The following is a 17,747-nucleotide window of genomic DNA, read 5'->3' as shown; positions in this document are numbered from 1 at the left end:
TGTACGGGATTATTCAATATATTTCTCAAAGCGATCTGATGACGCCCCACATATTGGACAATTCTCCGGAGGGCTGGTTCGTGCACAGAGATATCCACATACCCGGCAGCGGAATATCGGATACGGAAGGGAATGATCTCCTGTCAGAATGGATACTTTCTGTCCCCCTGCCTCTTTACCCGCCGTAATCTCACGTTTATCAGGAGACGGTCTCCTGTCGGGAATAGATGGGACAGGAATTTTTCCCGCGGCCACTTCCTTTGATACATACAGGGCACAGTAACAGACGCCATACTCGGTGAGATCCTGATCACGATAATCACACGGACAGATGATATCGAGGTTATCTTCACGCGTACCAATACTGAGACGGCAGGGACAGGCTGCAAACCCATATCGTTCCTCATTGGTTACGATCCCATGCACCAGATCCTTTGCATAGTCTTCATCAGGGTGCAGATGATATCCTGACTGTTCAGCCTGCTTTTTTATCGCAAGATATCGCCGCTCAATATCAAACCGGTTGATCATACGGCAAGCTCCAGTGCGGAGGCAATCTCATCCAGTCGATCTCCAACGATCACCGTTTTTCTTTCACCGATAACCAATGTCGGAAACGAGCCCCGCGGATTGTAGGTCTTCACGAGGTCATACACCTCAGTCAACGTATCACCATCGAGAAGGTCCACATCAATATAATCGTACGCAACACCATTCTCCTCAAGAAAAGCCTTTGTTCTCTTGCAGTGTCCGCACGTACTGAGAGAAAAGAGTGTGACAGCAATATGACCATCTCCTTCTATATGCGTAAATTCCATGAAAAGGCACCAAATCCTCACTTACAACTGATGCTATAAAAAGATACCCAAGAGAAAAATAGGGAGAGATAGTTTGGTGAGCAGGAATTATCTGCCGCCGGCACCGCCGCCGCCAAATCCTCCACCGCCGCCGAATCCGCCGCCACCGCCGAATCCACCCGAGGACGACGGAGGGGTATAGCGGGCAACCGGAATAAACCCGGCATACATCATGTGAACATGCGGCATGCCGGTTTCATGGATATCAACGGAGAGATTTGCCATCGCTTTCTCAACCTTCTCACCAACCCCTAATGCAGTGCCATAGACGAGCCACTCACCCCACATGGAGAGATCCGAGGGGGAATAGCGCTGTATCATAGCAGAGTCTGAAAGAAATGCACGAAACCCGTCCCACTTCAGTTTTTCAGCATAATAATCCTCTTTCCACGCACCAAAGAGGGTGGTCGGGAATACGGCTGCGATACCACCCTGAATAATCATCACAATTCCCAGTAATCCTGCAGGAACAGAGACTGGCGCTGTTATAGGAGAAATAAAGAAGAGGAAAAATGAGAAGAGGGTAATTCCAAGTCCCACACCAACCAGTGGCAGAACCCGCCCGCGTCCCTCTACAATATATCTACTGCTAATTGCACGGTTCACCTCTGACGTGAGTGCAGACAGTGAAGTATTCAGAGCAGCAATTTTTTCTCCTCCTGCCGATGCTGCCAAAGCGAAGGAACGGGTGTCAAGCACCCCTCCCTTTCCCGCGTTTGAAACGAAGTTTATCACCCGCTGTTCATAGGCATCATCCGACACCGTTTTTAAAACCTCTATTTCCACACCTTCCCCATCGGAATGCTCCGTTACATGGAGAATTTCGCGCCTGTGAAGGTCAAGAATCGTCGCATAGAAGCCATTCTCATCAAAATCTACTGCATCTCCGTTAAAAATCAGGTTTACCTGCCAGGGAAGGAGGGAAGTGTCAGGAACAAAACTGATATGTTCGGGAACAACTGCCTGCTTCTCGCGCCCGTGCCGCAGAAAGATGGCAATAAGATAAAGTGGAGCTGCAACGACACCGATGCGACCCAGAAGGAGCATCAAAGATGAAAGAAGTGCAGGAACCGTGTAGAGCAGAGCGGCAGTCTCAGTCTGCTCTCGAACCCCGTCAGTCTTCTCCGGGAATCCGTCTATTACCTCAAGATACGCAGGGTCAAGAAGCATCTCGATTTCTATCAGTGCATTCTCGCCGGCGGTTCCTGTAATATGATAATTCCCGTCTTCCATCACTGTCTCAAATGAGGTTGGGCGGACCCAGATATCTTTTACATATGCTCCGGGTATGGTAATGTCCACCGAGCGATAGGGGATATGCGTTGCTGCCAGTTTCAGGTTGAAATGGGCATCCTCATCATCATACTGAAGAGGGGGATGGAGACGGACTGTGTACTGAGCTGCATACTGCCCTGCTCCAAGGCGTGTTTCCCGGAAAATTCCCATCTCATTGTATTCACCCAGACTTTCAATCAGAGCACGCTGCTCTTCTGCCCCCTCTCCCGTGACAACAGAGTTACCCCTCCAGTCAATACCATAGCCTACCATATCTGCAGGAGCCTTCACATCAATGAGTTCAACGTACGGAGACTGCATTGTATCAAACGCAAGGGTATCATCCCATGTCCGAAAGAGCATCCGGTACGTACCTGCAGACGCTACATCATAGACATAGGTCTCCGTCAGGGTGCCGTCATTCTCCAGCACTGCGGTATAGGAATCTGCCACGAGGTCAGGCTCAAACGTGAGACCAGTGCCAAACGAAAAAAAAATGGAGACCCCTGCAAGAAGCAGGCAGGCGCCGACAATGATCGCGAGCTGATTTGTCTCTTTCACAAAACCTCAGTCCTTTCTAGAATGCGATCTTCGGTGCTTCGGCAATCTCTTCTTCAAACTCAAGATACTCAAGTTTTGAGAAATGAGCTGCAGACGCAATAAAATTCGATGGAATCGTATCACACATCGTGTTGTACTGTTCTGATATGTTATTGTAGGTATAGCGCTGCCTGCCGATCTCATCTTCGATAGTGCGGATAGAGGCCGTCAGTTCAGAAACCACCGAGGCAGTCTTCAGATCAGGATAATTTTCCACGACAGCAAAGAGGCGCCCAAGTATTGAACGGGACTGTGCCTCAATTTCATTGAGGTCGCCGGGACCTGCATCTCCCACACCAGAACGCATCTGTGTCACTTTTTCAAGAGTTTCTTTCTCAAACGATGCATAACTCTGCACAGCGCCGAGGAGCTGATTTATCATATCCAGCCGTTTCTTCATTGCAACACGAATTTGTCCCAGCGTTGCCTCTGATGAGTTCTTCAGGCTCTGGAAACGGTTATAGATACCCACAAACCAGAGGAGCAGTGCAATAAGAACAACTACAAGAATACCGCCAATAATCCATCCAATCATATGATCACGTAGTATGGAGAGATGGGCGGGCGGACAATTTAAATTCTGCCTCTCCAGAAAGATATTATCGGTGTTTCATTGATTCCCTACGGAGTATCTCTTCCTTTGCCTGTACTACACTGTCCCTGACAGTCTCTGATTCATCACGTGAGAGAGGACTCAGGAACGCAAGCACACGCAGATCCCCCAGTCTCCCAAGGGCCCAGACTGTCTTGAAGCGGACCCGCCAGTCCTCATCATTCAGGAGTGCAATCAGCGGTTCAATTGCACGGGGATCATTCATCCGCCCCAGAGAATGAGCAGCACCAAATCGAAGTGACGGGTTATCGGAGGTCAGATTTCTGAGAAAATAGGCAAACATCTCTTCTCTCTTTGCATCTCTCTCCTGCTTTTCTCCCATACTCTCCCTGAATGCACTTCCCTATATTCAAGACTCCGGTGAATATATGCTGACCAAAACGTATATTCAGGTTCATCCGATATGGAGGACAAGGGAATTTCTATGGTATATTTTAATCCTGAGACCGAGACAATGCCAAGAGACGCACTGGACACACTCATAGATGAACGGATCAGGTATACTATTCAATATGCAGTGGATAATTCACCATTTTACCGAAAATGGTTCAGAAACAACCAGATTGATTCAAAATCCATCCGTGAACATGAAGACCTGCTCGAACTTCCTGTGATAAACGGTGCCACAATCCGGGAAAATCAACCACCGGCGACAACTGATTTCTGTTTTAAGAGTGCACCCTGGGATGACATATATACCGTTCATGAAACCAGTGGGACGTCCGGAACGCCTAAGGCATTTTTTCTGATGTGGGACGACTGGCAGCGGTATGCGGAAAAATATGCACGGGCATTTGTATCGCAGGGGTTCGGTCCCGGTGACCGGGTCGCTGTCTGTGCCAGTTACGGGATGAACGTTGGTGCGAATACAATGACACTTGCCGCCCACAAAATAGGGTTCACCGTTATTCCGGAAGGAAAATGCACGTTCCCCGTCAGGGTCATACAGAGTTACCACCCAACCGCAATTATCGGAAGTGTCTTCAAACTGCTTCGTCTGGCACATCGCATGGAAGCAGAGGGGATGGACCCGAAGGATTCCGGAATACAGAAACTCATCGTGGGCGGGGAGAGTTTTGCAGAAGGATCACGGAACTATCTGGAGGAGGTGTGGGGAATTCCTGCCTACAATACCTACGGAAGCACCGAGGGGACGATGTGCGGGGAGTGTTTGATCAGAAACGGCCTTCATGTCCCTGAAGATCTCGTCCATATGGACCTCTATGATCCAAACCTCAGCTCATTTGTACCTGATGGACAGAGCGGGAGAATTGTTTTGACAACCCTTCTTCCGGAAGGGGCAAGAAGCGGGAATCTGCTCATCAATTATGATACCGAGGATGTCACCGAAGTTATCACACGTGACCCCTGTCCCTGCGGACGCACCCATATGCGTGTCAAAAATCCCATCCGGGAAGCAGAAACCGTCCAGATCAAAGATGTACCGGTTAACCGTGTGGATATCGAAGAAGGGGTATTTCAGCGTGAAAATATGGAGTATCTCTCCGGTGAATATGAGGTATTTGTCTACAGCGATGAGGACAGCGGAACCGTTGCGATGCGGGTAAGTCTGGAATGCCACGACCCCGATACCTGCGACAAAAACGAGGTGGAAGAGAACTTTCTCTCCGCACTATTCAGGCAAAAACCGTCGCTCAGCCATATCTACAGTGACGGAACGCTGGAGATTCTCTTCAATTACCCCCCAAACGGCGGACTGGAGCTGTATCGCCTGAAAGGGCGTCCCAAACGTCTTATCGACAGAAGATAAAAAATGGAAAAAATCAGTATCAGGCCAGAGCTGCAATACCATCGAAGTCAATCTGGTTGTTGAAGACCGTGAGGTATTCAGGTTTGCCGTTTTCTATCATGACATACACAAAGAACCGGTCATCAACCCATACAATCTCGGAATATTCATTATCCTCGAGATTTTCAACAAAATAGGCAGGATACCCCCCGGCAGTGCCGGTATACATCTTCATCTCAGGTGTCTCAAAGGTCATCTTGCTCTGCCACATCTGGTAATACCCGGCACCTTCGATGCCACGGGTGTCCTGAATTGCCACATAGCCCACTACACTGTCGTCCGACTTCAGCGTGTAATCACCATACACCTGACTCCACGACTCTCCTTCGTACGTCATGGTCGCCCCATCTTTCTCCCCGGTGACCCAGTTGCTGGTCATTGTCGGAAGAAATTCCATCAGGGCACTGTAATGCACCACTTCACCCGGCGCTGATGCCTGGGGAGACTGCGCCGTCGGCGCTGCTGTCTGTGCAGGCGTAGCAGTACCATCACCTGCGGAAGAATCATCCGTACATCCACACACCAAACATACTGACAGGAGCACCATAACACACACTGCCAGTTTCCATCCAATCCGAATATCTTTCAAATATCCACACCTCCTTACGGAACAAACAAAAATACGTTATCCTTATTATTTATAGTATCTGACACCCGGAAACTCGCATCTTTTTTGTAGTATCTCTGCATATCTGAACCCATGACCGAAGAGCGCCTCTTCACCTATTATCCCTCAGATTTCGGTACAATTCCTGCCAGGGTCTGTCATATGGACCTGATATTTGATATCTATGATACCCACACCGTGGTGCATTCAGAGATGTTACTCAGGGCTTATGACACCCCGATTGAAACGCTTTTCCTCAATGCAAAGAATCTGGAGATACAGAATGTCTCCTGTCCGGTGCATGAAACGACATACACCTATGATACAAAAAACAGCCTGCTCAATATACACTTCGCAGAGCCCATCCTGCCAAACGAGGAATTTGAGATCCACACCGATACGATCTGCCGCCCGACATCGAACGTGCTGGAGGGCCTGTATTATGATGTCACCCCGGACGGTGCCCCGCCCCAGCAGATAACGCAGTGCCAGCAATGGGGATTCCAGCGCCTCGTTCCCTGCATCGATGACATGACAGCGAAATGTACATACACCACAACAATCATCGCTGACAACCGCTATACAAACCTCATCACCAATGGTGACATCATCACCCCCCGACATCCGGTTACAGACGACCGTGACAGCATCACCTATGATAACAGCGTCACACCAATGGCACCGTATCTCTTCTTCCTTGGTGTTGGCACCTATGCGACATTCACACGGCCGTTTGAGTACCCGGACAGCACTACCTTCACCCTCGAACTCCTGGGGCCGCCCGGAACAGACCCCGCACTCGCAGAGAAATCACTTGACATTCTTGCAGACAGTATTCTCTGGATCTATCTCTTCACCGGTTCGGAATGCTATACATCCCCCGAAACACGTAAGGAGATCTACCGTTTGTCAGGAGAACGAAACCGCCTCATACAGGCGGGATCACCGGAAGAGGAAGTCCGGGTCATCCGATCACTCATCTCAGAGCTGAACGAAACAATTTCACCGGGATACCGGTATACCGGTACTGTCTACCGTGAAATCGGGATGCAGAACTCTGATTTTGGCGGCATGGAGAATGTGGGCAATACTACTATCACCACGAACCGGCTTCTTCCGTTTCCGGATGCAACAGATGCCGCATTTGAATACCTCATGCGGGTGAAAGTGCATGAATTCTATCATAACCTGAACGGATCTGAGGTGACCGGGAAGAGCCCCTTTGAGATCTGGCTGAATGAGGCGGTGACAGTTCATATCGAAAATGCATACCACATCTTCCATTTCGGTGAGGATTATACCCGCCTCGAAACCGTCCTTACCCTTCTAACACCTTCAGGCGGCACACTCTTCTATGATAGCGGGGCAGGTTCGATGCCCATTGAACCAGAGGGGTTCAATGACCCGAATGAACTGATTACCGGTGTCACCTATGTTAAGGCCCCGGAATTTGTGCGCATGATTGAAACACTGACCGGAAGAGAGGCATTTGCCAAAGCACTCGACTGCTATCATAAGCGCTATCAACATGCAAATGCATCCCGCGACGACTGGATACATGCAATCGAGGAGACAACCGGCCAGAATTTCACCAGATTTTCGGAGCAATGGCTGACCCAGACCGGCTTCCCGGTCGTCACAGCAACCGATCGGTATGATGCAGAGAGACAGGAACTGGCACTCACATTCAGCCAAAAACAGCGCCCCGACAAAAAGGAATGGGAAATGCCTATCACGTATGCAGTATTCAACCATTCCGGAGAGAAGACCGCTTCCGGATGTTTCCGGATGGATACACCGGATTACACATTAGTCATTCCACAAACCAGGAGCCCGGCCTTTATTTCTCTAAACCGCGGGGCATCCTTCTACGGCAGGCTGGAGTACGACCCCGGAATGAAAGCACTCTCTCTCCAGGCTAAAATGGATGACGACATCACCAGCCGGTTTCTGGCATTCACGCGACTCTGTGAAACAGAGATCATCCGCCTGATGCAGGAACCCGAAGCGGCGGTCAAGAGCACTCTCACCGATCTTATTGCAGATATCTTCTCTGATGAAGCACTCCTTTTAGAGGCAGGCGGGCTCTTTTTAACCATCTTCGACTCGGTAGGAGACGAACACTATGCGCACCACTACACTGACCTGTACCACGCCCGCAGACGACTGATACAGGCCACGGCAGAACGCCATTTTTCCCTCATCTCCCATGTCTACGCCACATATGCAACGGATGTTCCCTCTCCCGAAGATATTGCAGGTGATGTGGCCCGTCTAAAGCGGCGCCAGGTAAAAAACACCGCGCTCTCCTTCCTCGCGGCATTGGACACACCAGACGTACATGACATACTCATTCGCCAGTACCGGAATGGGGCAACCGCAACGGACAGGGTGAGTGCATTTGCGCACATTGTGAACTGCAGCAGTCCTGAGCGTATATCTGTCATTCATGATTTCTACGAAAAATCACGGAACAATCCGGTCGCCTGGGAGACATACCTGAGTTCCCTTGCAGGCATCGCATCTGCAGCAGATATCGGGCTCATTCGTGAGGCAGCAGCATCTGACGCTTTCAGCCTGGAGATGGCCAATGACCAGCGGGCACTTTTTGGCAGATTTGCCCAAAACAAAAAGATCTCACTGGAGACGCCGGAGGGGAGAGCGCTTACCGAAGAGATTCTTCTCACCCTTGCACCGGTGAATGAATACAGCACTGTCAATATGCTCTCCGTCTTTGGCAATCTTGACCGCATGAAAGAGGAGCATCAGGCACCACTGATTAATATCCTGCTGCGTCTGCTGGATGCAACAGATCCACAAAAAACACCCAGTGTCTATAACACCGCCCGCAGAATACGTGCGGCATCACCTGCGGCAACAGCCGTGTGGAAAACAAAAAGCGGAAAACCGATCCCAAAAACCCGTACATAATCCCTGTAGAACACCACTTCCGGGCATCAGATCCCCGGTACATCTGGCAAATAATAAGTATCTCCCAAATGATAGGATGAGGTATGACGGACGAGATTTCTGTACGGGTTCCGCTTGATGTGCCGGAGTCGGCAAAAGCCACCTATATTGACAACTACCTTCTGGTCACCCAGTATTCGGGCAATCTGATGCTCTTTGCCGGTGACCAGAAGATGGAGCACCTGAACGATGATTTTTATGGCGAAGGTATTGCTACCGATGACGCTGACCCGGAGCACCTCTTCAGGATTGCAGATGAAGGCAGAATCGGTGTCTTTGCAACCCAACTGGGTCTGATTACCCAATACGGGATGGATTATCCGGACATACCGTATCTTGTCAAGATGAACTCGAAGACGCATCTTGTCAAAACAGCCCAGAAGGATCCCCTGAGTCCGCAGCTCTTCGCCATGCAGCAAGTCGTCGATCTGCGTGACCGCACCGGCCTTGATATCACCGGTATTGGCTACACGATCTACCTGGGCAGTGAGAATGAGGCACAGATGCTGCGTGAGGCAGCCCTGCTCATTGGGGAAGCACACGCACACGGCCTCTTAACCGTTCTCTGGATCTATCCGCGGGGCGCTGCTGTCGGTGACGAAAAAGACCCGCACCTCATTGCAGGAGCAACCGGTGTTGCCGCAACACTTGGCAGTGACTTTGTGAAGGTCAATGCACCGAAAAAGGATGGGGAATCTACAGCTGCGATGCTCAAGGAGGCAACAATGGCTGCCGGCAGGACAAAGGTCGTCTGTGCAGGGGGCTCCAGTGTCTCAGCAGAAGCGTTCCTCAAACAGCTCTCAGAGCAGCTCACCGTCGGCGGATGTTCGGGCAATGCAACCGGACGCAATATCCATCAGAAACCCCTCGATGAGGCTGTCCGGATGTGCAATGCAATCTCCGCACTCACCATTGACGGCGCCTCTGTGGAGGACGCAATGGTAATCTATACCGGAACACAGGAATAATCAAATATTTTTACCTATTTTTCCCGGAATGGGATATTTTCATGCACCATATTTGTAAATATCCAGAGGACCCTTCTCCAAATTTCTGAACGCTAAATTCCACAGTATTTTTTCGTTTTCAATACTACAAATGGAGCAAGGGGGAATGCTTGCCCATTCCCCTGCGACCCATCACATAGCAGGGGATGGGTCAGGGGAGGGGACTTTTCCCTCCCCCCCTCAGGGGGAGGCAGTCCAGGGGATAAAGAGTGTATGGGTTGAACATGAGATTCCTATGAGAACAAAACGAAGTCATTCTCAATATAATAAACCTGATATCCAGTTACAATTTCAATTCCTATTCACTTCCCGTACAACTCACATCCCTATGTGGGGGCTGTCGGGGGTGAAACCCCCTGACTCAGGAGAAACCGGACAAATCATCCTAAAGAACAGAAAACCTCCTCGCCCGCACGGCCGCGGCCGTGCTCCTCCTCCCCCCTCAGGGGGAGGCAGTTCAGGGGATAAGCGGTGTACGGATTGCACAATGATTTTTCAGTGGAGCATTAAAAACAGGTACATTCACAGTATTAAGAGAAATGACGGCAAAATTCCACGTCACTTCCCGTACAATGCGGCATCCCTTAGGGGACTATCAGTGGGTGAAACCCCCTGACTCTGGGAAAACCGGACAAATCATCCCAAGGAACAGGAACCCCCTCATACCCGTACGGTCACGGCCGTGCTCCTCCTCCCCCTCCGGGGGGAGGCAGTTCAGGGGATAGCTGGTGTACGGGTTACACAACGATTTTTCTGCGAGCGCTAAAACAGGTACATTTACAGAATTAAGAAAAACTTGACAGCCAAATTCACAACAATTCCAGACAGACAGGACAATGGTCAGAACCATAGACATCTGTGAGAAGCGTTGCCGATTCAATCCGGTCCACCAGTGCCTCGTTGACAAAAAAATAGTCAATCCGCCATCCGACATTGCGCTCCCGTGCACGTGATTTCAGATCCCACCATGAATAATGCCCGCCATCCGATTCAAACAGGCGGAAGGCGTCTGTGAACCCGGCGTCTACAAGACGGTCAATCCATGCTCGTTCCTCAGGGAGGAAACCCGATACCTTTGCATTCTCCTTTGGGCGCGCAAGGTCAAGCTCAGTATGGGCTGTATTCACATCCCCACAGATGATGACATTTCTACCGTTCTCTACCTGTGCCACGGCATCCGCCAGACAGATCTGATAGAAATCCATCTTGTATTGCAGGCGCTCTTTGGATGCTTTACCGTTCGGGAAATAGATATTGTAGAGCAGAAAATCCGGATGTTCGGTAATAAGAATCCGTCCCTCATTCCCAAAGCGGGATTCAGAAAAGTCTGTCCTGAAAGATGTCACCTCATGCAGGGAGAAGGTTGCGACACCGCTGTATCCCCTCTTCTCTGCCCAGGAGAAATACGAAAAATATCCCTCCGGATGACGCATTCCGGCGGTCAGCTGATCGGGATGTGCCTTTGTTTCCTGCAGACAGAGCACATCAGGCCGTTCATTTTCAAATATTTCCTGCAGATTGCCTTTCCTCGCTACCGCCCGAATACCGTTTACATTCCACGAAATAATCTTCATTCCCCTGTTACCTCCGGTTTGCATCCGTACATCTGATTCACTCCATCTCACCAAAAATTGCCTGCTGTGCATCCTATGGCTTGACCAACACCGTCTTTGACCGCAGATACGGTTCAAAAGCGCCGGAACCGTTCTCCCTGCCAATTCCGCTCGCCTTCATGCCCCCGAACGGCACATCCGGAGGGATTCTCAGGTGCTGGTTCACCCAGACAATGCCTGCATCCAGCTGTGATGAGGCGGTCATCGCAGTTTTGATATCCCTGGTCCAGACCGATGCACCCAGACCATAGCGAATGCTGTTTGCGATCTCTATCGCAGCATCAAGACCATCTGCTGCAATGACCGGTAGTACCGGCCCAAATACTTCAGTATTTAGTAACGCTGAGTCATTTGGGAGATCTGCTACGATAGTCGGTTCGTAGAAGAGACCGTTTTTGTACTCCTCCCCGTCCGGGATACCACCGCCGCAGAGGAGGGTACCCTCACCACATGAAACGCCGTCATCCATCATTCTGCATATTGTATCACGTGCCGCTGCATTGTTCATCGGGCCCATGCCTACACCGTTCCTGCTGCCATCACCCACCACAATACCTCCTACCTTTTCACAGAGTGCACGAATAAATGCCTCTTTGATGGACGTATCAACGACCACCCGTTTGACTGCGGTGCAGGTCTGGCCACAGTTATAAAACCGGCCGGAAACAGCACCAGCGGCTGCCGCCGGTATATCAGCATCCCGGCAGACGATCATCGCGTCACTGCCACCCAACTCCAGCGTGACCGGCACACCGTTTCTGCCTGCAGCACGCGACACCCCGGCCCCGGTCTTCGTGTCGCCGGTAAACGAGAGGTGGCCCAGGGCAGGAGTGGCCGCAAGAGCTACCCCAGCTGTGTCTCCGGTGCCGGTCACAACCTGCAGCACACCGGCAGGGAGACCTGCGGTCTCCAGAATATCTGCAATTCTGAGGGTGGTGAGCGGGGTTGAACTCGCCGGTTTCACAACAATGGCGTTCCCCGCGACTAGTGCAGGCCCAATCTTCCATGCAAAGATTAAGACCGGCATATTCCAGGGGATGATCGCGCCGCAGACACCAACCGGTTCTTTAAGGACACAGGCAAGACCATACGACGAGAGCGGCAGACACTCACCCCTGAGCGATCCGGATACTGAATGGTAATACTCAAGGACATTTGCACACCCCTGTATCTCGTTACGTGCCTCATGCAACGGTTTACCCTGTTCAGCGGTCAAAAGGGCGGCAAGTGTGTCAGTCTGCGCACGGATGGCACGGGCCCCGACACCGAGAACCTTTCCCCGCTCACGCGGGTCACGCTTCGCCCAGTCGGCCTGTGCCGCCTCAGCTCTGTCAACGGCAGCAGCCACTGCTGCCTTTCCGCCCGCAGGCACCTCCCCGACAAGGCTTCCTGTTGCCGGATTAACTACCCGGATTGTATGATCTGAAACGTCATCTGCACACATCGCGTCCTCTTTCATCGAAATCCCGATTCATTATTACTGCATGCTCCCCAATAAAAAAATTCCCAAAACCATTGGAAGGGAACAGTTATTCAATAAATGTCCCTTCCGGTTCGGCATCAACGTCAAAATCATCCAGAAACGGCATTAAACCCTTAATATATGGAATGACGTGGGACCCTTCCGTTCGTTCGCCCACCTCTATGACCTGAATCATCATGGGAAATTCCTTCAGGCGGGAGGGAAACGATGGATCATTTTCAGACGCGAATGCAATAAAGGAATTTGCAAGAACAAACGGGCGGCAAAACTCATCTGCGCCGGCAAAATTCTTCAGGTCATCTTCATACGTTGAGGTTTCTGCGAGATCCTTTTCAAAGTATACAACCGCTTCGATCCCGCAGGCATCTGCGATTTCCCCCAGTTTCCGGATATCCGACTTTTGGCCGACAGTTACCCCAAGGGCCTGCATCTTTTCAGCAACACTCTCTCCTGCTATATCATTCCATGACTGCTTCTTCATCGCATAAACTCCGTATACACAGGTTAAACGGGATATATACATGAATATACCTCTTACGGGCATTCCATTCAAAAAGACTAAATGCCTGCACACGTATTGGAAACTATACAAGGACGTGAGAAAAAATGCCGGAATTTGGATCACCATTCTCAGGAATGAAAGCTGACAGGAAACTGACTGACGAAGAACTCATCCGTGCAATCCGCTTCATGGTTTCTGCGGAGTATGAGGCCATTCAGCTCTATGTCCAGCTTGCAGAGTCAACTGACAACAAACTCGCACAGGAAGTCCTCCGCGACATTGCAGACGAAGAGAAAGTGCATGCCGGTGAGTTCCTTCGCCTGCTCCACCACCTGGCACCCGATGAGGAGTCCTTCTACAAAGAGGGATACGAAGAAGTGGAAGAAGAGATTGAAAAACAAAAATAATCCTTTTTTCGTCACGGAAGCTCTTCAAACCGCCGGACAGAGATATCAAGATAGTCTTGGCTGACGTCGGACCCGATAAACCGCCGTCCGTGTGAGACGGCGGCAATGCCTGTTGTAGAACTGCCGGTAAAGGGATCCACCACCAGATCACCGGGTGCTGTTGCGGCAAGGATAATGCGGGTCAAAAGGGAAAGCGGCTTCTGTGTCGGATGCTTCCCGTGTACCTTCTCGACCTTACGCGGTGCCGCCACTGACCAGACAGAACGCATCTGTTTTCCGTCATTTTTGAGCGCGTCTACTTCATGCCACCGCCCCCCCTTCATATCCTCGTAGTTGAAGGTATGCCGGGCATCAGGGGATTTCCGTGCCCAGATGATCGTCTCATGGCTTGCCGTGAAATACCGCCCCGACAGGTTCGGCGGCGCATTCGGTTTGAACCAGCAGATATCATTTAAGATATGAAATCCCGCCCTCTGCAGGGCGTACCCACATGCATAGATGGAATGATAGGTCCCTGACACCCACAGGGTCCCTTCATCTTTCAGCACATACCGGCACGCAGAAATCCACTCTTTATAGAAGGATAAATCATCTTCAAACCCACTGGAGGCATCCCAATCACCCTTGTCAACTGAAACACGCCTGCCCCCCTGACAGGTAAATCCCCCGTTGGAGAGGTTGTATGGGGGGTCGGCAAAGATCATATCCACCGATGATGCAGGCATACTCCGCAGAAGGTCCCTGCAGTCAGCGCAGTACAATACAGCCCCCTCCCGCTCGTAGTACGGGGAGAGCGGAGTTATCTCCATATCTATAGTCATGTTTCTGCATACACTGCTATAAAAGCGTGCACAAACGAAAGGTAACTGCCGGAGTGCATCACCAATAAAGACCGCTTTATCTAACCTTACCCCCTACCGGTTTCGCAATACTGATGTAGTTTATCGGGGATACTTACGGTGCTATGAATGAGTGCTATGCAGGCAATGTGCAGGACATGATGAAACTGATGGCAACCACCATCTCATCAACTGCTGACTCTCTCTCAAATGAAGGAGTCGGAGAGTTCATTGATGAACTGCTCAATGCCAAGCGGATATATGTGATGGGTGCCGGCAGATCAGGTCTTGTTGCAAAGGCATTTGCTATGCGACTGATGCACCTCGGGATGCATTCCTATGTCGTTGGAGAAACGATTACCCCCGCAATGAAAGAGGGCGACACTATTGTGGCCTACTCCGGGTCCGGGGAGACAAAGTCCATTGCTGAACTCTGTGAAACAGCCAAATCCATCGGTGGACGGCTCTGTCTCGTTACATCAAAGAAAGACTCACGCATCGGCCGGATTGCAGACTGCGTGGCGGTGATAGAAAGCCACCGCGATGAAGTGAAGGATGAATCAGCCGAGTATGAGGTACGGCAGATGCGTGGTGAACACCGCTCATTTGCTCCTCTGGGCACCATCTTTGAGACAACAGCCATGGTATTTTCCGATGCGATCGTCTCGTCCATTATGGAAATTACCCAGTGCGAGGAGAAGGACCTCAAAGGCAGGCACGCGAATATTGAGTAGGAGAAGATACAGGATGGCCACATACACAGGGCGGATATCACAGCGCGTACTCGATGTCGAGATGTCAGGCATACGGAAATTCTTCCAGGCCGCAGCACCGGATGCAATCAATCTCGGTATCGGGCAGCCCGATTTTCCAACACCGGAGCATATCAAAGAGGCAGGTATTGCGGCAATACGAAACAACTACACCGGCTATACATTCAACTACGGTCTTCCCGAACTGCGTGAGGCAATATGCACCAAACTCGCACAGGAAAATAGTATATCACATGCACCGGAGAATATCATCGTCACTGCCGGCGCAGGAGAGGCCCTCTATGTGGCAATCACAACATTGGTACGGGAAGGGGAGCGCGTGCTCTTCCAGGACCCGGGATTTGTCTCTTATGAGGCATGCACTGTTCTTGCCGGCGGCCGGCCGGAAGGCGTCCCCCTGACTCCGGATCTGCGCCTTGATGTGGAGGCATGCAAGGAGCAGATGGATGGGGCCCGTGTCTTTGTGCTCAACTCGCCGGGCAATCCGACCGGGACCGTCGAAGATGAAGAGACCATCCGTGCTATCGTTGAGTATGGAAACGACCACGGTGTCACCATCATCTCCGATGAAGTCTACGAACACTTCATCTACGATAAAACACATTACAGCGCGGCCCGATACGGAGATGATGTTATCACCATCAATGCAACGAGCAAGACCTATTCCATGACCGGATGGCGTCTCGGATTTATGGCAGGTCCGGGCGAGGTGATAGAAGAGGCAATTAAGGTGCACCAGAACTGCCAGACCTGCGCCACCTCCATATCCCAGTATGCAGCACTCGCGGCATACACCGGCGACAATACCTGCGTTGCAGAGATGCGGGAGGAATACCGCATCCGCCGGGATATGCTCTACGACGGTCTTCTGGACTGCGGGTTTGAATTCCCGAAACCGGACGGCGCATTCTATATGTTTGTCCCAATGGAACAGAAGACATTCCGTGCCATCATCGATGCAGGCGTTGTGATCATCCCCGGTGACGCATTCGGCGAAAGGTCTGCCGGATACGCGAGGTTTAGTTATGCGGCCTCACGAAACGATATCAAATCAGCACTCGAACGCATTCAGACAATCGAAGGACAGTGAAATATTATGGTAAAAGAACTCCTCAGAAAACTCTCAGATGCACATGGACTTTCCAGTTATGAAGGCTCCGTCCGTGAGATCATCAAGACCGAACTCGAAGGCCATGTGGATGAATTCGCGGAAGACGCAATGGGCAATCTCGTTGCTATCCGGCGCGGCGGTGACTTTAAGGTCATGGTCGCGTCCCACATGGACGAAATTGGCCTGATGGTCCAGTACATCGATGATGACGGATTCATCCGGTTCGTCCCCATCGGCGGATGGTTTGCCCCGGTACTCTATACCCAGCGGGTCATCCTCCATGGAAAGAAGGGGCCGGTGGCAGGCGTCATCGGTGCAAAGCCACCGCACCTCCTCTCCCCTGAGGAACGCAAGAAGGAAATTAAAATTGATGACTTCTTCATCGACATCGGTGCAACATCCGCTGAAGACGTCGCAAACCTGGGTATTGAAATAGGCACACCGGTCACGACCGACCGTGAATTCACCGAACTTGCAAACAACCGGGTCACCGGCAAGGCGCTGGACAACCGTGTCGGTGTCGCCCTCCTCATCAAGGCGCTTAAAGAGACCACAAGTTCCCACACCATCTACGGCGTATTCACCGTACAGGAAGAACTCGGCCTGAAAGGGGCAAAGGTCAGTGCATTCACTCTTGACCCGGACTGTGCAATTGCAACTGATGTGACCATCCCCGGCGACCATCCCGGTGTCACCAAGAAGGAAGCAAGCCCTGAGATGGGCAAAGGGCCGGTCTTAGTTCTGGTCAGTGCACAGGGCCGCGGCCTGATGGCCGACTGGAAACTCGCAGACTGGCTGCGCGAGGCAGCAGACGAGGCAGAGATTCCCTACCAGCTGGAGGTCGGCACCGGCGGCAATACAGACGCGACCATCATCCACCTTGTGAAAGGCGGCATCCCAAGTATTCCCCTCTCCATCCCCGCACGCTACATCCACTCCCCGGTGGAAGTCGTGGACATCGGTGATGTCGAGGCAGGCGTCAGCCTCCTTCTTGCAGCCCTGAAACGGGACAGCCCGTTTGCCTGAAGTTACCTGAAAAATCTTTTTTTTATTTTTGCTCATCACTGTTTCCTGTGGATAAGAGATATAATCAGATTGAAAGGCAAGGGAGGGGTCCCCTCCCTGCCTGACCCTTCCAAAGAGGAGCAGTCGCAGGGGGGAGGGGCAAGCCTCCCCCCTTGCTCCGGATTGCCAGAAAAATCCGGCAAGAAATGTCAAATTCAACGTATCACATACGGAGAAAAAAAGACAGTAATTCTCCAATATCGCGAATCAGTACA

General features: G+C 51.2%; 17 protein-coding genes. 7 read left to right on the top strand and 10 right to left on the bottom strand.

What is annotated here, in order from left to right:
• Window positions 1-9: 9 nt before the first annotated feature.
• The 5 genes from OU421_RS10980 to OU421_RS10960 form a co-directional block, all read right to left on the bottom strand.
• The gene (locus OU421_RS10980) at window positions 10-531 is read right to left on the bottom strand and encodes a ferredoxin-thioredoxin reductase catalytic domain-containing protein (protein ID WP_268186135.1); all 522 of its coding nucleotides are present in this window, start codon (window positions 529-531) and stop codon (window positions 10-12) included.
• Window positions 528-818, bottom strand: coding sequence for a glutaredoxin family protein (locus OU421_RS10975; RefSeq protein WP_268186134.1), 291 nt, complete (start codon window positions 816-818; stop codon window positions 528-530). The genes OU421_RS10980 and OU421_RS10975 overlap by 4 nt, the downstream gene beginning before the upstream one ends.
• A gap of 87 nt (window positions 819-905) precedes the next feature.
• Window positions 906-2,693, bottom strand: coding sequence for a DUF2207 family protein (locus tag OU421_RS10970; RefSeq protein ID WP_268186133.1), 1,788 nt, complete (start codon window positions 2,691-2,693; stop codon window positions 906-908).
• Window positions 2,694-2,709: 16 nt separating this feature from the next.
• Window positions 2,710-3,267 carry a LemA family protein gene (locus tag OU421_RS10965; protein WP_268186131.1) on the bottom strand — a complete coding sequence of 186 codons (558 nt, stop codon included), beginning with the start codon at window positions 3,265-3,267 and terminating at the stop codon, window positions 2,710-2,712.
• 64 nt (window positions 3,268-3,331) lie between these two features.
• Complete coding sequence (locus OU421_RS10960; protein WP_268186130.1) at window positions 3,332-3,667, bottom strand: HEAT repeat domain-containing protein; 336 nt, start codon at window positions 3,665-3,667, stop codon at window positions 3,332-3,334.
• A 102-nt stretch (window positions 3,668-3,769) separates the two neighbouring features.
• Between OU421_RS10960 and ftsA the strand changes: the two genes are divergently transcribed.
• Window positions 3,770-5,116 (top strand): coenzyme F390 synthetase, encoded by a 1,347-nt coding sequence (ftsA, locus tag OU421_RS10955; RefSeq protein WP_268186128.1) that lies wholly within the window; start codon window positions 3,770-3,772, stop codon window positions 5,114-5,116.
• A 19-nt stretch (window positions 5,117-5,135) separates the two neighbouring features.
• Here ftsA and OU421_RS10950 read toward each other — a convergent pair whose 3' ends face one another.
• Entirely contained in the window at window positions 5,136-5,744 is a 609-nt protein-coding gene (locus OU421_RS10950; protein ID WP_268186127.1) for a hypothetical protein, read from the bottom strand.
• A 111-nt stretch (window positions 5,745-5,855) separates the two neighbouring features.
• Here OU421_RS10950 and OU421_RS10945 point away from each other — a divergent pair, with 111 nt between their 5' ends.
• Both OU421_RS10945 and OU421_RS10940 read left to right on the top strand, forming a co-directional pair.
• On the top strand, window positions 5,856-8,693 hold the full coding sequence (locus OU421_RS10945; RefSeq protein ID WP_268186126.1) for a M1 family metallopeptidase: 2,838 nt from the start codon (window positions 5,856-5,858) through the stop codon (window positions 8,691-8,693).
• 83 nt (window positions 8,694-8,776) lie between these two features.
• A complete protein-coding gene (locus tag OU421_RS10940) occupies window positions 8,777-9,700 on the top strand; it encodes a beta/alpha barrel domain-containing protein (protein ID WP_268186125.1) in 924 nt (307 codons plus the stop codon).
• An 848-nt stretch (window positions 9,701-10,548) separates the two neighbouring features.
• Here OU421_RS10940 and xth read toward each other — a convergent pair.
• The 3 genes from xth to OU421_RS10925 all read right to left on the bottom strand — a co-directional run bounded on the left by xth (window position 10,549) and on the right by OU421_RS10925 (window position 13,316).
• A complete protein-coding gene (gene xth / locus OU421_RS10935) occupies window positions 10,549-11,313 on the bottom strand; it encodes an exodeoxyribonuclease III (RefSeq protein WP_268186124.1) in 765 nt (254 codons plus the stop codon).
• 73 nt (window positions 11,314-11,386) lie between these two features.
• Entirely contained in the window at window positions 11,387-12,811 is a 1,425-nt protein-coding gene (locus tag OU421_RS10930) for an aldehyde dehydrogenase family protein (RefSeq protein WP_268186123.1), read from the bottom strand.
• A gap of 70 nt (window positions 12,812-12,881) precedes the next feature.
• Window positions 12,882-13,316: a hypothetical protein gene (locus OU421_RS10925; protein ID WP_268186122.1), complete on the bottom strand. Its 435-nt coding sequence runs from the start codon at window positions 13,314-13,316 to the stop codon at window positions 12,882-12,884.
• 125 nt (window positions 13,317-13,441) lie between these two features.
• Between OU421_RS10925 and OU421_RS10920 the strand changes: the two genes are divergently transcribed.
• Window positions 13,442-13,744: a ferritin family protein gene (locus OU421_RS10920; protein WP_165076538.1), complete on the top strand. Its 303-nt coding sequence runs from the start codon at window positions 13,442-13,444 to the stop codon at window positions 13,742-13,744.
• A gap of 11 nt (window positions 13,745-13,755) precedes the next feature.
• Here OU421_RS10920 and OU421_RS10915 read toward each other — a convergent pair whose 3' ends face one another.
• Window positions 13,756-14,565 carry a DNA-methyltransferase gene (locus tag OU421_RS10915; protein WP_268186121.1) on the bottom strand — a complete coding sequence of 270 codons (810 nt, stop codon included), beginning with the start codon at window positions 14,563-14,565 and terminating at the stop codon, window positions 13,756-13,758.
• Between the two features lie 143 nt (window positions 14,566-14,708).
• Between OU421_RS10915 and hxlB the strand changes: the two genes are divergently transcribed.
• The 3 genes from hxlB to OU421_RS10900 are packed head-to-tail and all read left to right on the top strand — an operon-like array spanning window position 14,709 to window position 17,493.
• On the top strand, window positions 14,709-15,317 hold the full coding sequence (hxlB, locus tag OU421_RS10910; RefSeq protein ID WP_268186120.1) for a 6-phospho-3-hexuloisomerase: 609 nt from the start codon (window positions 14,709-14,711) through the stop codon (window positions 15,315-15,317).
• 13 nt (window positions 15,318-15,330) lie between these two features.
• Window positions 15,331-16,446, top strand: coding sequence for a pyridoxal phosphate-dependent aminotransferase (locus OU421_RS10905; RefSeq protein WP_268186119.1), 1,116 nt, complete (start codon window positions 15,331-15,333; stop codon window positions 16,444-16,446).
• Window positions 16,447-16,452: 6 nt separating this feature from the next.
• A complete protein-coding gene (locus OU421_RS10900) occupies window positions 16,453-17,493 on the top strand; it encodes a M42 family metallopeptidase (protein ID WP_268186118.1) in 1,041 nt (346 codons plus the stop codon).
• The last annotated feature ends 254 nt before the right edge of the window (window positions 17,494-17,747 follow it).

Source organism: Methanogenium organophilum (assembly GCF_026684035.1).
GTDB lineage: Archaea > Halobacteriota > Methanomicrobia > Methanomicrobiales > Methanomicrobiaceae > Methanogenium > Methanogenium organophilum.
Note: the sequence above shows the minus strand (reverse complement) of the source record. Positions and strands in the feature narration are given on the sequence as shown.